Annotated in this window: 14 protein-coding genes and 1 pseudogene; 8 read left to right on the top strand and 7 right to left on the bottom strand. The window is 70.4% G+C overall.

The window, feature by feature from the left end:
- Positions 1-871: 871 nt before the first annotated feature.
- Positions 872-1708 (bottom strand): SAM-dependent methyltransferase, encoded by an 837-nt coding sequence (locus BCD48_RS43250; protein ID WP_083420094.1) that lies wholly within the window; start codon positions 1706-1708, stop codon positions 872-874.
- 592 nt (positions 1709-2300) lie between these two features.
- Here BCD48_RS43250 and BCD48_RS43245 point away from each other — a divergent pair.
- Positions 2301-2492 carry a hypothetical protein gene (locus BCD48_RS43245; RefSeq protein ID WP_071054376.1) on the top strand — a complete coding sequence of 64 codons (192 nt, stop codon included), beginning with the start codon at positions 2301-2303 and terminating at the stop codon, positions 2490-2492.
- Between the two features lie 464 nt (positions 2493-2956).
- Here the strand turns inward: BCD48_RS43245 and BCD48_RS43240 are convergent, their stop codons facing one another.
- Positions 2957-3556, bottom strand: a complete 600-nt coding sequence (locus BCD48_RS43240; protein WP_071054375.1) for a TetR/AcrR family transcriptional regulator — start codon at positions 3554-3556, stop codon at positions 2957-2959.
- 89 nt (positions 3557-3645) lie between these two features.
- Here BCD48_RS43240 and BCD48_RS43235 point away from each other — a divergent pair, with 89 nt between their 5' ends.
- Positions 3646-3984: a DMT family transporter gene (locus BCD48_RS43235; protein WP_071054374.1), complete on the top strand. Its 339-nt coding sequence runs from the start codon at positions 3646-3648 to the stop codon at positions 3982-3984.
- 144 nt (positions 3985-4128) lie between these two features.
- Positions 4129-4983: a glycosyltransferase family protein gene (locus BCD48_RS43230; RefSeq protein WP_071054373.1), complete on the top strand. Its 855-nt coding sequence runs from the start codon at positions 4129-4131 to the stop codon at positions 4981-4983.
- A 54-nt stretch (positions 4984-5037) separates the two neighbouring features.
- Here BCD48_RS43230 and BCD48_RS43225 read toward each other — a convergent pair whose 3' ends face one another.
- Together BCD48_RS43225 and BCD48_RS52810 are read right to left on the bottom strand one after the other, a co-directional pair.
- A complete protein-coding gene (locus tag BCD48_RS43225) occupies positions 5038-6246 on the bottom strand; it encodes an amidohydrolase family protein (RefSeq protein ID WP_071054372.1) in 1209 nt (402 codons plus the stop codon).
- Between the two features lie 122 nt (positions 6247-6368).
- The gene (locus BCD48_RS52810; protein WP_198543638.1) at positions 6369-7130 is read right to left on the bottom strand and encodes a hypothetical protein; all 762 of its coding nucleotides are present in this window, start codon (positions 7128-7130) and stop codon (positions 6369-6371) included.
- 428 nt (positions 7131-7558) lie between these two features.
- Here BCD48_RS52810 and BCD48_RS43215 point away from each other — a divergent pair, with 428 nt between their 5' ends.
- A complete protein-coding gene (locus tag BCD48_RS43215; protein ID WP_071054406.1) occupies positions 7559-8506 on the top strand; it encodes an oxidoreductase in 948 nt (315 codons plus the stop codon).
- Positions 8507-8592: 86 nt separating this feature from the next.
- On the opposite strand, the gene BCD48_RS43210 is transcribed toward BCD48_RS43215, so the two are convergent.
- Positions 8593-9267 (bottom strand): TetR/AcrR family transcriptional regulator, encoded by a 675-nt coding sequence (locus BCD48_RS43210; protein ID WP_071054365.1) that lies wholly within the window; start codon positions 9265-9267, stop codon positions 8593-8595.
- Between the two features lie 397 nt (positions 9268-9664).
- On the opposite strand from BCD48_RS43210, the gene BCD48_RS43205 reads away from it, so the two are divergent.
- Positions 9665-10855 (top strand): cytochrome P450, encoded by a 1191-nt coding sequence (locus BCD48_RS43205; protein WP_071054363.1) that lies wholly within the window; start codon positions 9665-9667, stop codon positions 10853-10855.
- A gap of 43 nt (positions 10856-10898) precedes the next feature.
- On the opposite strand, the gene BCD48_RS43200 is transcribed toward BCD48_RS43205, so the two are convergent.
- Positions 10899-11486: a ClpP family protease gene (locus BCD48_RS43200; RefSeq protein WP_071054360.1), complete on the bottom strand. Its 588-nt coding sequence runs from the start codon at positions 11484-11486 to the stop codon at positions 10899-10901.
- Positions 11483-12112, bottom strand: coding sequence for a ClpP family protease (locus BCD48_RS43195; RefSeq protein WP_071054358.1), 630 nt, complete (start codon positions 12110-12112; stop codon positions 11483-11485). The genes BCD48_RS43200 and BCD48_RS43195 overlap by 4 nt, the downstream gene beginning before the upstream one ends.
- A 261-nt stretch (positions 12113-12373) precedes the next feature.
- Between BCD48_RS43195 and BCD48_RS43190 the strand changes: the two genes are divergently transcribed.
- The 3 genes and pseudogenes from BCD48_RS43190 (at position 12374) to BCD48_RS43185 (ending at position 14305) form a co-directional block, all read left to right on the top strand.
- A complete protein-coding gene (locus BCD48_RS43190) occupies positions 12374-12805 on the top strand; it encodes a PPOX class F420-dependent oxidoreductase (RefSeq protein ID WP_083420093.1) in 432 nt (143 codons plus the stop codon).
- A gap of 72 nt (positions 12806-12877) precedes the next feature.
- Positions 12878-12955 (top strand): annotated as a pseudogene (locus tag BCD48_RS56245) (helix-turn-helix domain-containing protein); the annotation flags it as partial.
- Between the two features lie 126 nt (positions 12956-13081).
- Entirely contained in the window at positions 13082-14305 is a 1224-nt protein-coding gene (locus BCD48_RS43185) for an NAD(P)/FAD-dependent oxidoreductase (protein ID WP_071054356.1), read from the top strand.
- The last annotated feature ends 8 nt before the right edge of the window (positions 14306-14313 follow it).

Here is a 14313-nt window from a genome sequence, read left to right as displayed (position 1 = left end):
CATCGCCAAAGCCCTGCGAGCCACCGCCCGCCAGCCCGAACGCGTCCTCCAGATCATCGGCCTGATCAGCGAAAAGGGACTTTGACGGCACCCTGGCTGTGCCCGGCCATCGGTCAGCGGTCATCGTTTCGCGCCGTCGGACGTGGCGGATGCCACATGACGATCTAGGTCCGCCGCACCTTGAGCGGGGCGCCGCTCACCATCATCGCCGACGTGCCCGGTGCGCCGTCGGATCTGGCGGGCCGGTCTCGCCCGCTTCCCGCCCCGCCCGTCTCAATTGGCTGTCTCATCCAGCCTCGTGGGTGCCGGAACTCGGCCATCAGGGATGACCTGCGGTTTTACGCGGCCGTGTCGCATCTGTCGACCAGACCGCCGAGGACGTACGGCCCATGATCCGGTCGGTCGTGGTGTCGGCGCCCGGGTGGTCTGGGCGAGACGGCTGGACGTGGAGGGCGCGGTGTGGCGTCGTCCTGAGCGGTGCCGCGGTAGTCGGCCAGCACGATGCGCGGGTGCCGTTCGCCGAAGATCAGTATGCGGTCGGTTCCTCGGCGCGGATGGTGCGGACGAACCTCTCCGCGGGGGGGCGCCTGCCTGAGGAAATCGGGTAGGACCCTGACGTCGGTGATGCCCGCACTGGAGACGACGCGTCGAACGAGACGGTGAAACGCCCGGCGCGACCGTGTATCAGGAACCGGAACCCGGTTGCCCAGCCGGCGAAATCCATGAGGAGGTCACGGATCCGCTGGGTGGTCCACATTCCGTCTGGGTGGGCGATGACTCCGACTGTGAGCGGCCGAGGCCGCCTGTCACAGCCGTCGTCCCACCCCTCCGCTTTAGGCTGCGGGGTATCGGGATATCGGGGGTGTTCGGATCAGGGCTTGCGGGCGACGCCGCCGTACAGCCACTCAGTGCGTGGGCTCTCGTCGTCGCCAGGGTGCCACTGCCAGGGCCGGACGAGGCCGGGCTCGACGAGATCCAGGTCGTCGAAGAAACTCGCGATCGTGGCCCGTGGCCGGAACGTCATGGGCGAGGTGGCGTTGCGATATGCCGCCTCCGTGCGGGCCACGCCCTCGGCCGGTGGCCCGTCCGTCGTCAGGTGAGACAGGACCAGATAGGAGCCCGAGGGGACCGCGTCCAGGAACTGGGCGAGCAGACCGGCCGGGTCCTCGGTGTCCTGGATGAAGTGAAACAGGGCTACCAGGAGCACGGCGACGGGCCGGGAGAAGTCGAGCAGCGCGGTCGCGTCCGGATGCGTCAGGATTCCCGCCGGATCCCGCGCATCCGCGGTGATGATCTTTGTGGTGTGGTCGCTGGCCAGCAGCGCGCGCCCGTGAGCCAGCACGATCGGGTCGTTGTCGACGTAGACCACGTGCGGCGCGGGGATGACCTGCTTGGCGATCTCGTGAACGTTACCCTGAGTGGGTAGCCCGGTACCGATGTCGAGGAACTGGTCGATGCCCGCGCTGGCAAGCCACCGGGTCGCCCGCTGCAGGAACCGGCGGTTCTCCCAGACGACGTCGTAGGTCACCGTCCGGCCGAGCGCGGCGTCGACCTTGGCGGCGGCCTCCCGGTCAACCTCGAAGTTGTCCTTGCCGCCGAGGAAGTAGTCGTACATGCGTGCCGGCGTCGGCTGATCAGTCCGAAGATCCGTGACCTGACTACCCGGCGTGTCGTCGGGTGCCGCGGACGTGAAATCCCAGCTTGTCATCGTTCCGCCAGTCGAGAGCCGGGCCCCGAACGGTCCCGGTGACCGCGGTGGCAGGTGGGGCATGTCGACGATATCGGCAGGCTGTCCGCCGATGGAGTCATCTGCCCGCTCTGGGTGACGCTACTTCGCGACACACAACATCCACCCTGTCGGCCATCGAGACAGGACCACGACGGCCAGAGAGACGGCGGCGCCCTCCGCGACGCGCGACGCTGACCCACGCGACACGGACCCAGACGACGGCGCGCTCCAGCGGGGCGCTGGAACGCGCCGCCCGGGCTGATTCCGACGTGACGAAGCGTCATGATGATGGCCGAGTGCGCGACGGCCTGCGCGGCTCGCCGCGGGCTCGCCGCCGGCTGACCGCCGACCGGCTCGGCGCCGGAGTCTCGGTGCGGGCCGGAGTGGTGCCGGCGGGTCGGTGCTCATGGTCGAGATCGGTGGCCCGAGCCCGGCCCAACAGGCCCTCCGCGCCCCCAAGGGCGGGCCTCCAGCCCCGACCGACCCATCTGACCGACGCTATGAACCACCTGACTGGCTCGGCAGGCGCATACTGGAACCAATGACAAGGCCTGCGGCACCGAAGCGCCACTTGCCCACCAGCCCCTTCAAGGCGCCGGTCACTCCACGGTGCGAACAGTTCGCCCTCGGGGACCGGGTCATCCACGACACGTACGGTCTCGGCCGGGTCATCCGTGTCGAGGAGGAGATCGCCGTACTCGTCGATTTCGGATCCAGGCAGGTCCGCATCCCGAGCCCGTTCAGCAAGATGTCCCATCTCTGACGCCTCCGACGCCGAGCGACCTCGATCTTCGGAACCCGAGGTCGCCCAGCTCCGTCAAGGCCGCGGACGGCTTCGTCCGCGTCCCGGGCGGCGTCCTGCCTGATCATTCCGTTCGACCGCCACGTCCTGAAAGTGAGACGGCCCCATCGACACAACCTCGACCTCCCTCTTCTCCGCGCTCGAACCAGAGCTCGTCGTGCCACGGCGCGGGGCGCCGCCGCTGACGACCGGGCTCTTCCAGACGCCCGACTTCGGGCCGACCGATGCCGGAACGGCCAGCGCCGAACCGGCCACGGCCACGGCCACGTCGACCACCGCCGGAGCGGCCGGCCTCGGCGCGCCCGCCGCGGAAGGTCCCCCAGCCGTGGATCCCCGTCGTCCCGCCGTGGATCCCCGTCGTCGCCGGACGCGGCCCCGCCGGCCCTAGGCTCCGGCCAGTTGTAGATCGATCAGCGCGTAGTGCCTTATTGATCAGTGTGTAGTGCCTCTGCATGGCCGAGGGCCGCCAGGTCCCATCCGTCGGCGATGGCCTGGGCGGCGGCCGCGAGGTCATCGACGCCCCCGGCGAGGTCGTCGGGTCGATCGGTGCTCAGGTCGAGGTGGAATCCGTACAGACTGGAGTCGACGAGCCGGACGACACGGCCGACCGACTCCGGGGATGCTCCGCAGCGGACGAGATAGTCCCGCAGAGCCCGCACCCATCGTTCGTTCGCCTCCCTGACAATGGTGGCGAAGCGCTCCTGGCCGATCAGCCCGGTTGCCGCGGCCTGCACGTAGATGTCCGTGCAGCGGTGGAGCGGGTCCGTCTGGACGGCCGCCCACAGAGCGTTGACGCCCGCATGTACTCCGGCGGCCCCGGGAAGCGCGTCGACGGCGGCGACCGCCCGGTCCTCCGCGCGCGTGACGACAGCCGCGACAAGCTCGTCGCGGCTGCCGAAGTGGTAGATGAGCATCCGATCGCTGGTGCCGATCGCGGCGGCGACGGGGCGGAGCGTCAGGCCGATGAGCCCATGCTCGAACACATGGTCGGTTACCTGGTCGAGCAGGTCCTCTCGGCGCCCCATGAGGCCCACATAGTAGGGGTGTAGCGTTCGCTACATCCGGACGTAGCGACCGCTACACTTGTAGCGTTCGCTACGTCCGGAGGGATGTCATGAACGCAGCCCTTGCCCTGCTCGTCGCCGCGATCGGCAGCGAGGTCGCGGCCTCCGCGCTGCTCCCCCGCGCCGACGGCTTCAAGGACCCGCTGTGGTCCGCGGTTGTGCTGCTCGGTTACGGCCTTTCCATCTGGCTGCTTGCCCTGGTGGTCCGCACCCTGTCGGTGTCGGTGACCTACGCGATCTGGGCGGGCGTCGGCACCGCGGCGGTGGCCGTGGTCGGGGTGTTCTTCCTCGGCGAGGCGATGACCTGGGCCAAGGCCGTCTCGCTCGCGCTGATCATCGCCGGCGTGATCGGCCTGAATCTGGTCGGCGCCTCGGGATCCGCCGCATGAGCCGAGGTGGACCGGCCGGATGGCGCGGAGCGGAACGGCTCGCGCCGGCGATGGCCGACGCGATGGCCCGACGGGAACGACGGGAACGACGGCATTGCGGGCCCGGTTTCGCCTGGCATCCGCCCACTGATGTAGCACTGGTCCGTGCAGCCTCTATCGGTCATCCTCGTCCACCGCGACCAGCCGGAGCGACTCGTCGACACGATCGACGCGTTCCGTGCGCAAGATGTCCCTGTCACGATCACGGTCGTCGACAACGGATCCGTGGCAATGCCGCCGGTCGAGGCCGCCGACGTCGCGGTCGTGCTGGCCGGCGGCAACCTGGGGTTCGGGCCCGCGGCCAACGTCGGATACCGCGCGTTTCTCGCCGACGAGAACGCGGGGGAATGGGTGGTGCTCGCGCCGCACGATGCGCTGCCCGAGCCCACCTGCCTGGGCCACATGCTGAGCCTGCTGGCGGAGCGGCCACGAGCGGGGCTGGCGTGCGCCGACGTCGGCGACGGAATGACGCCGGTCATCGACCCGTACTTCGGCGGGATCCTCGTGCCCGCGAGCGTCGACGAGGGCTGGGAGCCGGTCGGCCACCCACACGGCACGCTGATGTTGGCCCGGCGCGCGTGCCTCGACGAGGTCGGCATCTTCGACGAGCGCTACTTCGCGTACTGCGAGGAGGCGGACCTCGCGCTACGGGCGAGGGACGCCGGCTGGGAATCCGGGCTCGTGCGAGGGGCGATGGTCAAGAACCCGTACGTCGGCTCGGCCTCCGCGGCCATCGACTACCTGCAGCTTCGCAACACCCTGCTGCTCGTGCGGGAACACTTCGGCCGCTACCACGTGTTCATCCGCTTCTGCGTCGCGCTGTGGCATCTCGCCTCGGGCGTGGTCGTCCCGGCCCGGCGCGGCCCCTACTGGAACCTTGAAGGACGCGTGCGAGGGCTCGTCGACTTCCTCCGCGGACGCTTCGGCCCTCCGCCTCCGCACCTGCTCGTCAGGCGCTGAGGTCGCCTCCGCCGCCGTCTCCACAGATACAAGGAGACGGCGGCGGGTGCTGGCCTACGGGACGAGCGTCGGCCAGTCGCTGGCCTGGGGGAGCGGCTGGCGGAACAGCCTGGCGGCGTTGCCACCGGCGATCATCACGGCCTCGTGCCGTGGGATGTCGGCGAAGCGCTTGCGCAGCAGATCCTGCGAGCCCGGCCAGGTCGAGTCGGCGTGCGGGAAGTCCGTCTCGAACAGGATGTGGTCGACGCCGATCATGTGGCGCTGGTCGAGCGTGCCGGGGTCGTCGAGCATGCAGAAGTAGAAGTTCCGGCGCAGCGCCTCGCTCGGCGTCACGTCGTATGTCCACGGCGTGCCGCCGCTGCCGGAGTGCTCAAGGACATAGTCGAGGCGGTTGATGGCCATCGGCACCCAGCCGATGCCGCCCTCGCTCAGCGCGATCTTGAGGTTCGGGTAGAGCGCCGGGATGCCCGCCCACACCCAGTCGACAGCGGCGCAGAACGCGCCCGCCGGGAAGAGCGACGTCTGCACGTTCAGGCCGCCACCGGGCGAGCCCTGCAGGACGAAGCCGCTCGCGCCGCAGTGCAGCGAGATGACCGTGTCGGTCTCCTCGCAGGCCTTGAAGAACGGCTCCCAGTGCTTGTGGTTGGTGATCGGCGGGAGCTTGAGCAGGTGCGGCGACTCAAGGAACGACACCGACGTGAAGCCGAGCTCGGCATTGCGCCGGATCTCGTCGGCGGCGACCTTCGGGTCCTTGAACCAGGGCAGCTGCATCGGGATGAAACGCTCCGGGTACGCGCCGTGCCACTCCTCGAGCATCCAGCTGTTCCACGCCCGGACCGCGGCGAGCCCGACCTCCTCGTCGTTGTTCATCGACAGCACGCGGCCGGTGAAGCCCCACGCCCCGGAGGGGAAGCACAGCGACGCCCAGATGCCGTCGAGGTCCATGTCCTTCACCCGCGCGTGGACGTCCCACGCGGCCCGGCGCATCTCGCTGAAGTTCAGCGGGTCGAGGGTCCACTCGGATTTCGGGCGCCCAGCGACGACGCTCATCCCGTTGTCGCGGTAGAGCCGGTCGCGGTAGAGCCAGGCCTCCGACCCGTCCGGCGTCGTGATCACCTGGGGTGCCCTGTCGCGGAGCCGCTCCGGGAAGCGCTTGACGAAGACGTCGGCGGGTTCGGTGAGATGATCGTCCACCGAGACGATCGAGTAGCTGCGGTCCTGCGGCTCGGGGTCTGGAAGCAGCTGCCAGTTCGGCCTCGGCATCGTGTGCTCCTGGTTCTCGCCGGTCGCCTTCGGCGCAGTTGTTCGCGAGCGTTTACTCTCTACGATCCTAGTCGCACTCGCCGTCGCGAGGGGTCGCCTCTTCGGCTCTCTCGGTGTTCCGCTCAGGGGGCGAGCATCGAACGCGCGTCGTCGGTATCGAGGCGCACGCCACCGTGCGCGGTCCGGATGAAGGCCTCGACCACGTCGATCTCGAGCATCGCCCATTGCCCGCCGAGGTCGAACAGGTCGCCGGTGGGGTGCCGCTCGGCGAAGTGGCTGGTGAGCGTGGCCGCGTCCGCCACTGGCACCGCGGCGACCCAGCCGCCGAAGGCGACCGAGACCCAGCGGGCCTGCTCGGTCACCGGGCCGCCGAGGCCGCAGAACTGGAAGCGGCAGGCATGGTCGTCCGCTCCGAGCAACTGGCCGATCGCGCCAGGCGCGAGCATGAGCAAGCGGTGGACGGCGCCCGTCGGCCAGTCGGCGTGCAGATCGGCGATCTGCTCGACGCCGGTGGCGTATTCACCCGCGGCCGGGCCGGCCGTCGGCTGCTCGTCCGGGGGAAGGTCGTCCGGGGGAAGGTCGCGGGCGGACGTGTCGCGGTGCGACGAGTCGACGGCGGGCTGCCCGTCGGCGGCGTGGCCGGCCGCCGAGGGGTCCTCCTGCCGATCCATGGATCCCGCGTCCGTGTCCGTGACTGTCTGTTTTGTGGGTGCGCTCGGGATCAGCATGCCATCGAGGCGGCGACTGGTGAAGCGCAGACCGTGGGCGACCCGGCCGCCCCAGAGCGCGAGGCTGCCGTAGTCCGCGGACGCGGTCAGAGCGCGCCCGGCCGCCACGAGTTCGGCGTGGTGCGGGACGGCACCGCCATCGGGAAGACCCGCCATCCGCTCCACCGCGACCTCCAGTAAGGCTGCCTTGATATTAGGTTCGCCTAACTTAACGGAGAGGGTTGCGGGTCACAAGCCCGTGGCCAGGCTCGGCCGGGGTCTCGACCGCCTCCGCCCGGCTCGCCCGCGCCGGCCCACCAGTGCGCCTCGACGCTCTGGCCTGCCTGGACTTCTCGCGGCGGAAAGGCCTCGGCTCCGGCCAGTCGCTGTCCTGTTTGCGGCGCGACGGCGGCACCCTATAGTTGTGTCGAATGTCCGCCTCGTCACGGAAGCGGCCCACTGTTCCACTGGCCCGGTCTCGCGTCGGCTTGTCCGCGGCCGGCGCCGGATGATCGGTGTGGCGCTTGGGTGAGGCCCGCGGGCGTCGGTAGGCGAGCGCGGCGCACAGCCCGCGGACCTTGTCCTCATCGAGCGTGGAGGCCGTCATGGTGGGAGCATCGGGGCGGCGGCGACGCTGGAACGCGGACGACGTTCCTGACCTGACCGGGAGAACGGCCGTCATCACGGGCGCGAACTCCGGGATCGGTTTCGAGGCCGCCAAGGTGCTCGCCGGGCGGGGCGCGACGGTCGTGCTGGCGTGCCGCAACCCAGCCAGGGCGCGGGACGCCGTCGACCGCATCCGGGCTGTCGCCCCCGAGGGAGACGTCTCCACGCTGGAGATGGACCTCAACTCGCTCGCCTCGGTGCGCAAGGCCGCCGACGCGCTGGTGGCCGAACGTCCCGTCATCGATCTGCTCATCAACAACGCCGGCGTGATCATGCTGCCCTACGGGCAGACGGAGGACGGCTTCGAGCAGCATTTCGGGATCAACCACCTCGGCCACTTCGCCTTCACCGGGCTCGTGCTGAACGCCGTCCTGGCCGCCGACGCGGGCAGGATCGTGACGGTCGGCAGCAACGGGCACCGGATGGGGAAGATCGACTTCGACGACCTCGCCTTCGCGCGGGGCTACAAGCCGCTACGGGGCTATGGCCGGTCGAAGCTCGCGAACCTGCTCTTCTCCTACGAGCTGCAGCGCCGGCTGGAGAAGGCGGGCGCGCCGGCCCGGTCCCTCGCCGCGCATCCTGGCGGCGCGAACACCGATGCCGGGGGCTTCGGTGGCGACGGCCCGATGAGGCGGAAGGTCAAGCAGGTGATTGACCGCGTCCCCAACCCGATCGTGCACTCCGCGCACAAGGGCTCCCTGCCCATCATGCGCGCGGCGGCGGATCCGGCATCGGAAGGCGGCCAGTACTACGGCCCGTCCGGGCTGCTGAGAATGACCGGACGCCCGGTCCTGGTCTCCTCCAACGCGGCGTCGCGCGATCCCGAGGCCGCCGCGCGTCTATGGGAGCACTCGGAACAGCTGACCGCGGTGACCTACCCGCTCTGAACCGGTCGTCCGCTGCGCGCCACCCGATCGACCGATCCACGCGTCGCCCGTCGCCCGTCGCCCGTCGCCCGTCGCCCGTGCGTGGATCAGCCCTCGGTGTCGGGCCGCCGTGGGCTGTGTCCTTCTCGTACCGCGGCGGCTATGAGGCCGATGACCCAGGTGGCGGCGCGCGTCGCCTCGTCGGGATCGAGATTCCAGGTTGTGATCATACGTTCGAACGTCGAAACGCTCCAGTAGGCGTCCAGCGCCGCGGCGGCCATCTCGCGGTCGCTGTCGGTCCAGCCGGACGCCGACTGGGCCAGGGCGGCCCGGAGTGCGCCGCGGCGGCGCTGGTCGAGCGCGGCGAACGTCGGGTCGTCGAGGGGCGGCCGGTCTATCGGAAAGGTCGCCAGGTAGGCGAAGGTCTGCGCGATGGTCTGGCCGAAGTTGTCGAGGCGGAGGGTCTCCAGCTCGACCCCGGCCTCGGTCTCAAGCCGGCGTAGGACGGTGTCGCGAAGGTTTCGCTCGGTCGCGAAATGCCGGTAGACCGTGCTTTCGTTCACGCCGGCCCGCTGGGCCACGGCTCGGATCGTGAGGCTTCGCCAGTCCCAGTTCGGCAGGTCGTGGACGATGTCGGTGGCCGCGGTGACGATCCGCTCCCGGGTCGCCGCGGCCTGCTTGGATCGCTGCGAGTTCTTGAAGGAGTGGGGCCTCGGCGGGTGGCCGCCTGAGTCTCCAGGCCCACCAGCGGCCTGAGCGCCCCCGGCGCCGCCGACAACCACCGGTTCTCCCGTCTGTGCGTGTCACCTGGCTTGTCGCCGGATGCCGCCGGCTGACGGGCGCCGCCGGCTGACCGGCGGCCGCCGCTCCCGAAAGGGCCCAACCGCCACGGCGGGAGCGCGGTCCGGCGTCGAACCTAGTCGCCCGCGCCTCACCACGTCGACCACATCTCACTACGCCAGCCAGGCCTCACTACGCCAGCCACCTCACTACGCCAGCCACGCCAGCCAGGCCTCACCACGTCGGCGTCGCCGTCCAAGGGGTGCGCGCGCCGGGCTGGTCCGTGCCTCGGCGATCCCGGTCCGACGCCATCTCGCGCAAGACTTCTTGCACGAGATGGCTTACGCTGTGCCCGTCGTTGTCTGACATCCACCGGTTCGGCCCTGTCTGGAGGCGGCTGTGACGGCTACGGAGCTCCCCGCGCGTCCGATGGACTCGACTCGCGACGACCGCAAGTCGGCGGCACTGGCGGCCCAGCGCGTGCACGCCGATGCCGGGGCGCGGGTCGTCGGCAACTTTCAGTTAGGCCGTGCGATCCTGCGCAGCGCGCAGATGCGCCAGGCGGGCGCGGGCTCCGACGGGATGAACCCGGATGACGAGTTCTGCCCGGTCTTCTTCCTCGACGGCGACACCCATCGCGGCCGGCGCACGGCGATCGCCCGCTTCTTCACCCCGAAGGCCATCAGCTCCCGCCACCGCCTGGTTATGGAGCGCACCACTGACGAACTGCTCGCCCAGGTGCGCGCCGATGGAAGAGGGCGGCTCGACGAGCTCAGCTACAAGCTGGCCGTCGCGGTGGCCGCGGAGATCGTCGGCCTGACGGACAGCGACCAGTCCGGGATGGCCAAACGCATCCAGGCCACCTTGCTCGGCACCCGGCTGCGCGGCATGCATCCCGTCATCCGCTTTGGCGCCCAGGCCGTGACCGCCGTGCACGCGATGCGGTTCTTCGGCCGCGACGTGCGTCCCGCGATCAGGTCCCGCCGCGAGCAGCGGCGCGAGGATGTCATCTCGCACCTGATCGAAGAGGGCTACCCGGACAAGGCGATCCTCATCGAATGCATGACCTACGCCGTCGCCGGCATGGTCACCACCCGTGAGTTCATCGTGATGGCCGCCTGGCACCTCTTCGACGACGACGCCCTGCGTGCCCGCTTCGCGGCCGGCGACGAGGCCGACCAGATCGCGATCCTCGAGGAGATCCTCCGCCTCGAGCCCGTGGCCGCGATGCTGCACCGGCGTGCCACCGAGGACGCCGACCTGGGGCCGGACTCCGTCAAGGCCGGAGAACTGCTCGCGGTCAACATCCGAGCCGCCAACGTCGACTCGGAAACGGTGGGCGCCTGCCCGCACGCGCTCGACCCCGACCGGGCCAGCCGGCAGAAGGGCGTCGGCTCCTACATGAGCTTCGGCGACGGCAGCCACCGGTGCCCCGGCGCCCAGGTGGCGATCGCCGAGACCCGGGTGTTCCTGGACGCCCTCCTGCGCCTGCCCGACGTCCGTCTCGAACGCACCCCGGACATGACCTGGTGCGACGGCCTCATGAGCTACGAACTCCGCGGCGCCGTCGTCACCTGCTCACGGGCCTGACCGGCGGCCTCCTAGGCCTTCTTGGGCCTCGGAGGCCGGAGGCCTAGCGCTGCTCGATCACCTGGTCGATGAGGCCGTATTCCTTCGCCGCGGCCGCGGTGAAGACCCGGTCGTGGTCCGTGTCGGCGCGCAGCGTCGCGGTGCTCTGCCCGGTGTGCCGGGCGAGGATGTGCTCGATGTCCGCCCGGACGCGGACGACCTCGTCGGCCTGGAGGATGAGGTCGGGGATCGCGCCGCGGCCCTGCGCCGCGGGCTGGTGCAGGATGACGCGCGCGTGGGGAAGCACGGCGCGTTTGCCCTCCGCGCCCGCGGCCAGGAGGACGGCGCCGACCGCGACGGCCTGTCCCACGCAGGTCGTCGCCACCTTGGGCCGGATGTAGCGCAGGGTGTCGTAGATACCGAGCATCGCGCTCGGGTCGCCGCCCTCGCAGTTGATGTAAAGCTGGATGTCCCGGTCGGGGGCGTCCGCCTCCAGATAGAGCAGCTGCGCGACCAGCGCGTTCGCGACACCGGAGTCGATCGCGGTCCCGAGATAGATGATTCGCTCGGTGAGCAGGTGCGAGTAGACATCCATGACGCGGTCACCGCGCGGATGCTGCGCGATGACGTTCGGGATCGTGTAGGTGCTCATCGGGCGGCCCGGTCGGCGGAGAGCCCGATCCCGATGGGCCGGCGGCCGCGCGGGGCGACCTCGTCGAAGGCCCCCACGATCGCGTCGATGAAGCCGTAGTCGAGGGCCTCCTGCGCTGTGAACCAGCGGTCGTGCAGCGAGTCCTCGAAGATCCGGTCGACGGCCTGGCCGGTGTCCTCGGCGATGAGCCGGAGCACCGTGTCCCGGGTATGGCGCAGGTCGTTCGCCTGCAGCTCGATGTCGACCGCCGTGCCGGCGATCCCGGCTGAGCCCTGGTGCATCAGGACGCGGGCATGCGGCATGGCGCGCCGCTTTCCCCTGGCGCCCGACGACAGCAGGAACTGGCCGGCGCTGTAGGCGATGCCGAGCGCCAGGGTGGACACGTCGCAGGGGATGAGCTGGATGACGTCGCGGATGGCCAGCATGGACGGCACCGACCCGCCGGGGGAGTGGATCCACAGCGCGATGTCGGCCGAGGCGTCCTCGGCCGCCAGCGCGATCATCTGCGTGGCCAGCAATGTGCCGTTGTCATCGTCCAACGGGCCATCGAGCACGAGGACACGTTGCGCATAGAGGTCCTGTCGCATCCGGTCGTTGAACAGCGGGGGCCTCGGTTCACCACTCATGCCTCAACTCTGCGAGATCGTCTGGCCGGTCGGCCCCGCGGTCTGCCCGCGGCAGATTTGCTGACGGCAGACGACCGGCCGAGGGGGCCGGCCGGAGCTGCCGGCCGAGGCCGCGGGTGACTGCTTCCCTTGCTCGGCTCGCCATGCTCGGCTGACAGCGCTCGGCGCCCGCCGCGCGGTAATGCTCGAATGCCGACGAGGCAGTCGCCGGGTGGGGCGGAGACCGTGAGATGCCCAGGTAGGGACCTACACTCTTCGGACATGGCGCTCAGTGACGAAAAGTACGTGGCAGTCACGACCTTTCGCAGGAACGGCTCCGGCGTGCCCACCACGACCTGGATCGTGCCGCTGGAAGGCGGTCAGGTCGGCTTCTGGACATCGTCCGCGTCCGGCAAGTACAAGCGGCTACGCAACAACCCAAAGGTGACCGTGCAGCCGTCGGACGCCCGCGGCCGCGTCAAGGCCGGTTCGCCCCTCTCCGATGGGACGGCGGAGATGGTGACGTCCGGCGTCGAATTCGACGAGATCCAGAGCAAGGTGCGGGCGAAATACGGAGTCATGGTGGGGATCTCGAAATTCTTCAACACGCTCGGCCACCTTGGTAAAGGGCCGTTCCCCTATGGGGACGTCGGAATCGTCATCACCCTTGGCGGCGCGGAGCCCGGGGCGGGGGCAACGTCCGGCGGGGCGTAGCCCGCGGGCGGATCCCGCCGGACTGTGCGTACCTGAGGTGGCCGCTGACGGCCGCGTCGGTCTTCTGGGTGCGGCTTCAGCACCCTGGAGGCCATGTGCCGGGTACTCGAATGCCAGCCCGGCGACCTGCTCGAGTGGGTGGAGGAGTGAAGTGCGCGGCCCGACAGTCGCTGTGACGGGGGTCACTTCCTAGCCGTTTCACGGTTCGGCGGGTTCGTCTCGTCCTCGGGGTGAGCGGCGCTCGACAGGGGCGCCATCCACCGCGAAGGACTCTCCATGTCACACGAGAACCACACCCTGGGCGGCGAGCAGAGCGGAACCCGCATCCTGGTGCTGGGCGGCGGCTACGCCGGCGTACTGGCCGCTGTGCGGGTGGCCCGACGGACTCGGCGCCGCGGCGGCCGGGTAACCCTGGTGAACCCGTCCGACCGATTTGTCGAGCGGCTACGGCTGCACCAGCTGTCCACCGGCCAACAGCTTGCCGACCACCGCCTCCCGGATCTGCTCGCCGGCACGGGCGTCGCGTTCATGCGGGGTCTGGCCGTCGGGCTGGACCGGACCGCGCGCACCGTGGACGTCGACACCCAGGACGGCCGCCGGCAGCTCGGCTACGACATCCTCGTGTACGCGCTCGGAAGCGTCACGGACACCGACGCCGTGCCAGGTGCGGCCGACCACGCGTACACCCTCGCCGGCCCGGCGGCGGCCCGGCTGGCGGGCCGGCTGACCGAGCTCGCCGCGGCGGCCGGCCGGGTCGCCGTGGTCGGCGCCGGCCTCACCGGCGTCGAGTCGGCCGCTGAGATCGCGGAGACGTTCCCTGGCCTGGGCGTCACCCTGCTCAGCCGGGACGAGCCGGGCCCGATGATGGGCGACGCCGCCCGGGCGTACCTGAACCGGGGGCTCGACCGGCTCGGCGTCGAGGTTCGCTCCGGAGCGGACGTCACGAAGGTGCTGCCCGCGGGGGTCGAGGTGGCTGGCGACCCGGAGCCGGTGGCGGCGGACGCCGTCGTCTGGACCATTGGTGTCCGGGCGCTTCCGCTGGCCGAGCAGGCCGGCCTCGCGGTCGACGCCCAGGGCAGGATCCTCGTCGACGAGGCGCTGCGGTCCGAGTCGGATCCGGCGGTCTACGCCGTCGGCGACGCGGCCGCGGTACGCCAGCCCTGGGGAATGATCCACGGCACCTGTCAGAGCGGGATCCCGACCGCCGCGCACGCCGCGGACAGCATCGGCCGCCGGCTGCGAGGCCGCCGGCCGAAGCCGTTCCGGTTCGGCTACATCCACCAGCCGGTGAGTCTGGGCCGCCGGGACGCGGTCATCCAGTTCACCCATGCCGACGACAGCCCGCGCCGCTGGTACCTCAAGGGCCGGGCGGCCGTCCGGTACAAGGAGCTGGTCAGCGGCAGCCCGCCCGCGTTCTTCCGGCTTTCGCGGTGGTTCAACGTGCCGATACTGATGCTGGTACCGGGCCGCGGGCCGCGGTGGCTCCGACGCGGTCGGTGAGCGGGGAG

Source organism: Pseudofrankia coriaricola (genome assembly GCF_001854805.1).
Taxonomy (GTDB): domain Bacteria; phylum Actinomycetota; class Actinomycetes; order Frankiales; family Frankiaceae; genus Pseudofrankia.
Note: the sequence above shows the minus strand (reverse complement) of the source record. Positions and strands in the feature narration are given on the sequence as shown.

Excerpts from the sequence above, each read along its gene's own strand:
- BCD48_RS43235 (WP_071054374.1), top strand. The coding sequence starts at position 3,646 with ATGAACGCAGCCCTTGCCCTGCTCGTCGCCGCGATCGGCAGCGAGGTC.
- BCD48_RS52810 (WP_198543638.1), bottom strand. The coding sequence starts at position 7,130 with ATGGCGGGTCTTCCCGATGGCGGTGCCGTCCCGCACCACGCCGAACTC.
- BCD48_RS43185 (WP_071054356.1), top strand. The coding sequence starts at position 13,082 with ATGTCACACGAGAACCACACCCTGGGCGGCGAGCAGAGCGGAACCCGC.
- BCD48_RS43195 (WP_071054358.1), bottom strand. The coding sequence starts at position 12,112 with ATGAGTGGTGAACCGAGGCCCCCGCTGTTCAACGACCGGATGCGACAG.
- BCD48_RS43225 (WP_071054372.1), bottom strand. The coding sequence starts at position 6,246 with ATGCCGAGGCCGAACTGGCAGCTGCTTCCAGACCCCGAGCCGCAGGAC.
- BCD48_RS43215 (WP_071054406.1), top strand. The coding sequence starts at position 7,559 with ATGGTGGGAGCATCGGGGCGGCGGCGACGCTGGAACGCGGACGACGTT.
- BCD48_RS43250 (WP_083420094.1), bottom strand. The coding sequence starts at position 1,708 with ATGACAAGCTGGGATTTCACGTCCGCGGCACCCGACGACACGCCGGGT.
- BCD48_RS43190 (WP_083420093.1), top strand. The coding sequence starts at position 12,374 with ATGGCGCTCAGTGACGAAAAGTACGTGGCAGTCACGACCTTTCGCAGG.
- BCD48_RS43240 (WP_071054375.1), bottom strand. The coding sequence starts at position 3,556 with ATGGGGCGCCGAGAGGACCTGCTCGACCAGGTAACCGACCATGTGTTC.
- BCD48_RS43200 (WP_071054360.1), bottom strand. The coding sequence starts at position 11,486 with ATGAGCACCTACACGATCCCGAACGTCATCGCGCAGCATCCGCGCGGT.